This window comes from Algibacter sp. (genome assembly GCF_049667265.1).
In the GTDB taxonomy this organism is placed as follows: Bacteria; Bacteroidota; Bacteroidia; order Flavobacteriales; family Flavobacteriaceae; genus Algibacter_B.
Map to the genome: position 1 here is coordinate 1 of NZ_JBATHX010000171.1, position 5,745 is coordinate 5,745.

Genomic DNA, 5,745 nt, shown 5'->3' on the forward strand with positions numbered 1-5,745 from the left:
GCAATAATGATTAAATGTTTCATAATTTTTGTGGTTTAATGATGAAACAAATATCTAACAGGAATAAGGTTTTTAAAAAACCAACTTACCGAACTGTTATTTTTTAATCCTGAAATGTTAGTAAAACCTAATTTATTAAAATGATGCAAAAAAAAAGCAGTTTGACTATTTATCAAACTGCTTATTATGAAAATATAAACCTTTACGGTAATTATAAACCATCGTGAAACTTAAAGAATATAGGCACGGCGTAAGCTACTTTTACAGGTTTACCTCGCTGTTTACCTGGTAGCATTTTTGGTAATTTACCAATGATACGTTCGGCTTCATCCTGTAAAATTTTATCTGGACCTCTAGATCTAACACCAGTAATATAGCCATTTTTATCTATCACAAAAACAACCGATACACGTCCTTGAAGCCCTAAATCTAAAGCGGTTTGTGGGTAATTAAAGTTTTTTGCAACATGCTCTTGTATTTTTTGCTGAAAACAATCTTTAGTGGCTTGTTTAGACAATTTTTCGCATCCTGGAAACACAGGCACATCTTCAATAACTGCAAAGGCTACTTGCACATCTTCTTCAATGGCTTCAACTTCTACTTCGGCAACATCAATAATACGTTCTTCAATAGCAGTATCTTGACTTATTTCAGTACTTTCAATAACAGTTTCTTCAATTTCTTCAGTATCCTCAACAATTTCAACAGACTCGCTTACAACTGCTGGAGGTGGTGGCGGTGGCGGTACATTAACACTAACTATCGGGATTTCTTCCTCAAATTCGCTATCCATCTCAACAAGGTCAATAACCACATCATCTTTTTCATAAGTTCTGTACTCTAGAGCTTGCCAAGATAAAAACAACATTAAATTTAAACCAATAGCAAAATAAATACTGCTGTTTCTTCCTATTTCAAGGTTTGGATTCTTTTTAGCTTCCATAATATTTAAATTTAGTTGATGAGTTAATCATCGTAATTTCAACACTTAAAATTAAAAATAATGCATCAAAACAACTATGATATTTATCATATTGTAGAATGGAACATTTTGGCGATTATTTGTATAAAAAATGAAGGTAATTTAAACTTTTTATAAAGCGCTAACCAGTTAGCAAGCAGATAGTAACAACTTAAAACGACAGCTTTTATGATACCAATTACAACTCGAAAAAACGACACTAAAAAAACCCACAATTAGCCATGTAAAATGGATGATTTTATTTTGTAGTTTTGATTAAAATTTATTAAATTCTTTATGAAAAAATTATTATCTCTTTCATTTTTATTGGTTTTCAATTTTATTTCATCTCAAAACCAATCTTCTTTAAAAATCACAGAAAGTGAAGAATATAAAGATGAAGTCACCGCCAACAACATTTTAGCAATTCATACCACAAACAATGGGTTAACAGGGATTGTACGAGATAGTAAAAAAGATATACTTTTCGATATTTTTGACACCGATCTTAAAAAGGTTTTTTCTAAAACCGTTGAAAGTGATAAAAGAGAAAGTTTTGTTGGAGAAATTTTCTTCGAAAATGAAATAAAATTTTTCACCGTTTATGCTCCTGAAAAAACAGAACGCATTCTGTATTGTCATATTTTTAATTTAGAAAACAAAACAGTTACAAAAGAAAAACTTTTTGAAACTACCGTAGAAAAAAATCAAGACCTTTTTGCTGGTGGAAATAAACGTCAAACTAGTTTTGCCATATCACCTAACGGCAACTATTTTGCAGTTGCTACGGATAATATAAAGAAAAACGTAAACTCTTATACCGTTAGAGTTTTCAATGCTTCAAACTTGCAATTAGTTTATGAAAAAGCATATCAAGAACATGAAGAACGCTTTTATCAGCATAACGATTTATCTATTGATGATAACGCCAATGTTTACACACTTGGTAAATTATATATAAAAGGACGTTCGGAAAAAAAGAAAGGCGAAGCCAATTATCAATTTGTTTTGAATAAATTATCAAAAACTGAAGCCAAAGAACTTACCATTGATTTAGCAGAAGAGCATATTTTATCATTAAACATTTCGACAACGGCCAACGAGCTTCACCTTCTCGGTTTTTATTCAGAAAAAAATATTTTTAGAATTAAAGGTGGTTGTAACTTTATAATTGATACCGATGCTTTATCGGTGAAGTCTAAAAACATTTACAAACTACCAATTGAGGTTTATGAAGACTTATACGGCGAGGATAAAGCAGATAATAAAAAGGATAAAGAACTTTCTAATTTTTATGTAGATTACGTTTTAAAAGACACGAATGGCAACACCTATATTCTGGCTGAAGCGTTTTATATTACTCAAACCTATGTTTCTACTGGTACAGGTGGCGGCTATTTTATAACAACACCTCATTATGATGATATTCTTATTTTAAATTTTGATGCTAATGGCACTTTAAATTGGGGAAGAAGCGTCTTTAAAAAATCTGGATCACCGTCATACAACGCCTTTTTAAAAGGAAACGAATTGCATGTTATCCTAAATTCAGGCAAAAACCTTACTGAGAAAAATGACGGTAGAACAAAAGTTTCAAAGGGTTTATTTGAATCGTCATCACTTTACGATTTCGTGTATTCTGCAAATGGCGAAGTATCCTATAATAAAATCCAGGATAATAGCGGCAACACCTATTACATTCCGTTTTATGGTACGTATCAAAACGATACCTTCATTATGACAAGTGATGGAAAAAAGAAAAAACAGTTTATGATTTTAAAATAGCGTAAAACAAATAAATTAAAAATCCTTACTCATATTTATTAAAATTATATAAAGGTGACAAAAGTCACATAACCAACAAAAAACCCATCGTATATTTGCGATAAGCATTATGAATAGAAGTTTAGAACATATAGAATATAAAAAAGATACTGAGGCATTGGCAAAATTCGCTAAAGCGCTAAGTCATCCAACTCGGGTTGCCATTTTAAAACATCTTGAAAATCAATCCTGTTGTTTTACTGGCGATTTGTTAGATGTATTTCCTTTGGCGCAATCAACAGTTTCTCAGCATCTTAAAGAATTAAAAAACGCGGGACTTATTCAAGGCGAATTAAAACCACCAAAAATAAAATACTGTATAAATCAAGAAAACTGGAAGATTGCGAAATCTTTATTTCAGCAATTTTTTGATTGAAAATAATTAATAATTATGCCGCATGAGCGGATATCAAATACCATTATAATGAGAAAAACAATTAAAATATTAGGAACAGGATGCCCAAAATGTCAAACATTAACAAACTTAGTAACAGATGTGGTTTCAGAAAACAACATTGAAGCAACCATTGAAAAAGTTGAAGATATTATGGAAATCATGAAGTTTAATGTCATGACAACACCAGCATTAGTAATTGATGATGTGATTACAATTAAAGGCCGAATTCCTTCAAAAGAAGAAGTGTTAGCGCTTTTAAACTAATTAATCAAAAATTATGTTTGATTGGATTCAAAACATAGCAGATTGGTTTGTTTATGATATTTTAAAATTAGAACAAGGAGCGCATTTAGCAGAAGCCCTAAACTTCTTCATTTATGACACTACTAAGATTTTAATTTTACTCTTTGTTGTCATTTTTTTTATGGGAATAGTAAACAGTTACTTTCCTATCGACAAGGTTAAAAACTACCTATCAAGGCATAAATTATACGGGTTGGAATACCTTATGGCAAGTCTTTTTGGCGTAGTTACTCCATTTTGTTCTTGTTCGTCAGTTCCGTTGTTTATTGGTTTTGTAAGAGGTGGCATTCCATTAGGGGTTACTTTCGCATTTTTAATAACGTCACCATTGGTTAATGAAGTTGCTATTGGGCTTTTTGTTGGTTTATTCGGACTTAAAACCACCATTATTTACGTGGTTAGCGGTGTTTTATTAGGAACCATTTCAGGCGTTATTCTTCAAAAATTAAAATTAGAAACCTACTTAACACCTTGGGTAAAAGAAGTATTAGAAACGGCCCAAAGAGACCAAGATATTTTTATAGCCGAGAAGCAAACCTTAACACAACGATTACCTGTAATTTGGGATGAAGTACTAAAAATACTTAAAGGTGTTATTCCTTATGTTTTGGTAGGAATCGCTATTGGCGGACTGATGCACGGTTATATTCCTGAAGGATTTTTTGAAAAATATATGGCCAAAGACAATCTGTTTGCAGTACCAATTGCCACCATTTTGGCTGTACCCATGTACTCCAACGCATCAGGAATACTTCCTGTAGCACAAGTTTTAGTGGCAAAAGGAATTCCAATTGGAACCGCCATTGCCTTTATGATGGGCGTTGTAGGTTTGTCGTTACCAGAAGCCATGCTTTTAAAGAAAGTAATGACCTTAAAACTTATAGCCATATTTTTTAGTGTTGTTACGCTGTGTATCATCATTTCAGGATATGTATTCAACATATTATTATAAATTTTAAATCAATAAAAAAATGAGAACAATTAAATTTTTAACAGTCTTAGCCATCGGTTTTGTTTTAACAGCTTGTAACGGACAAAGTAAAAGTAAAGACCATGCATTAGATCAAACTATTTCAAAAATTGAGGTTTTGGATTTCCATTCAACACATCGTTGTATGACTTGCAATGCCATTGAATCCAATACAAAATACACTTTGGATACTTATTTTTCAAATGAATTGAAAGCCAATAAAATCACTTTTCAAGTTATTAATGTTGATGAAGAAGCCAACGAAAAAATGGCAGAAAAATTTGAAGCTTCTGGAACGGCCTTAATTTTAAATGTGATAAAGAACGGAAAAGAAAACAAAATTGATTTAACCGAATTTGCTTTTATGGAAGGAAACAATCAAGACGCTTTTTCAAAAGAACTGAAATCTAAAATTGATGCCCAATTGAACACATTGTAAATGGATTTTTTACAATCTCTTTTAGAGACTTATAACATTCCTATTTTATCGGCCTTTGTACTTGGCTTAATGACTGCCATAAGTCCGTGTCCTTTGGCAACAAACATCACGGCAACGGCTTTTATTTCTAAAAACATTTCTAGTAAACGGAAAGTTTTTTTAAGCGGATTACTTTATTCTTTAGGTAGAGGATTTAGTTACACAGCCATTGGACTCATATTATATTTTGGAGCAAGCAAGTTTCATATTGCAAGGTTTTTTAATCAGAATGGCGAAAAATATTTAGGACCTCTTTTGATTATCATCGGGCTAATCATGCTAAATTTTATCAAGCTGAATTTTTTGGGAAAATCCAATTTTCAAGAAAAACTATCCGATAAATTTAAAGATAAAGGCTTGTTGGGCTCTTTTTTAATTGGTCTTGTTTTCGCTTTAGCATTTTGCCCTTATAGTGGCGCTTTGTTTTTTGGGATGCTAATCCCTATGACTATTACATCGGCAGATGGACTTTATTTGCCCATAATTTTCGCCTTCGGAACCGGATTGCCTGTCATTCTTTTCACCTACTTGCTAGCCTTTACAGCAGGAAAAATTGGTGTGTTTTATAACAGAATTACTAAAATTGAGAAAGTAATGCGAACCGCTGCTGGTGTTGTTTTTATTATTACTGGATTGTATTATGTTTCCATTTTTATGGAGATATTATAAGTTCTGTTTACGCATTCAATTTGTATTTAAAAGTTTAGTGCCGGAGAAAAAACTGAAGGTATGTTGTATGTCAGTCTGAGCGCAGTCGAAGATCTTGAAAACCTTTGTTACAATTGCATTTCGACTGCGCTCAATGTGACATT

The 5,745-nt window shown here is 32.0% G+C and carries 7 protein-coding genes; 6 read left to right on the top strand and 1 reads right to left on the bottom strand.

Going from position 1 to position 5,745, the window contains the following annotated elements:
* Positions 1–211: 211 nt before the first annotated feature.
* The gene (locus tag WBN21_RS06285) at positions 212–943 is read right to left on the bottom strand and encodes an energy transducer TonB (protein WP_424198515.1); all 732 of its coding nucleotides are present in this window, start codon (positions 941–943) and stop codon (positions 212–214) included.
* Positions 944–1,258: 315 nt separating this feature from the next.
* Between WBN21_RS06285 and WBN21_RS06290 the strand changes: the two genes are divergently transcribed.
* The 6 genes from WBN21_RS06290 (at position 1,259) to WBN21_RS06315 (ending at position 5,602) form a co-directional block, all read left to right on the top strand.
* Positions 1,259–2,746, top strand: coding sequence for a hypothetical protein (locus WBN21_RS06290; RefSeq protein WP_424198517.1), 1,488 nt, complete (start codon positions 1,259–1,261; stop codon positions 2,744–2,746).
* 109 nt (positions 2,747–2,855) lie between these two features.
* Positions 2,856–3,161 (top strand): ArsR/SmtB family transcription factor, encoded by a 306-nt coding sequence (locus WBN21_RS06295; protein WP_424198519.1) that lies wholly within the window; start codon positions 2,856–2,858, stop codon positions 3,159–3,161.
* Between the two features lie 48 nt (positions 3,162–3,209).
* Entirely contained in the window at positions 3,210–3,446 is a 237-nt protein-coding gene (locus tag WBN21_RS06300) for a thioredoxin family protein (RefSeq protein ID WP_424198520.1), read from the top strand.
* Between the two features lie 13 nt (positions 3,447–3,459).
* Positions 3,460–4,437, top strand: coding sequence for a permease (locus tag WBN21_RS06305; protein WP_424198522.1), 978 nt, complete (start codon positions 3,460–3,462; stop codon positions 4,435–4,437).
* A 19-nt stretch (positions 4,438–4,456) separates the two neighbouring features.
* On the top strand, positions 4,457–4,894 hold the full coding sequence (locus WBN21_RS06310) for a nitrophenyl compound nitroreductase subunit ArsF family protein (protein ID WP_424198524.1): 438 nt from the start codon (positions 4,457–4,459) through the stop codon (positions 4,892–4,894).
* Positions 4,895–5,602: an aromatic aminobenezylarsenical efflux permease ArsG family transporter gene (locus tag WBN21_RS06315; RefSeq protein WP_424198526.1), complete on the top strand. Its 708-nt coding sequence runs from the start codon at positions 4,895–4,897 to the stop codon at positions 5,600–5,602.
* Positions 5,603–5,745 lie beyond the last annotated feature (143 nt).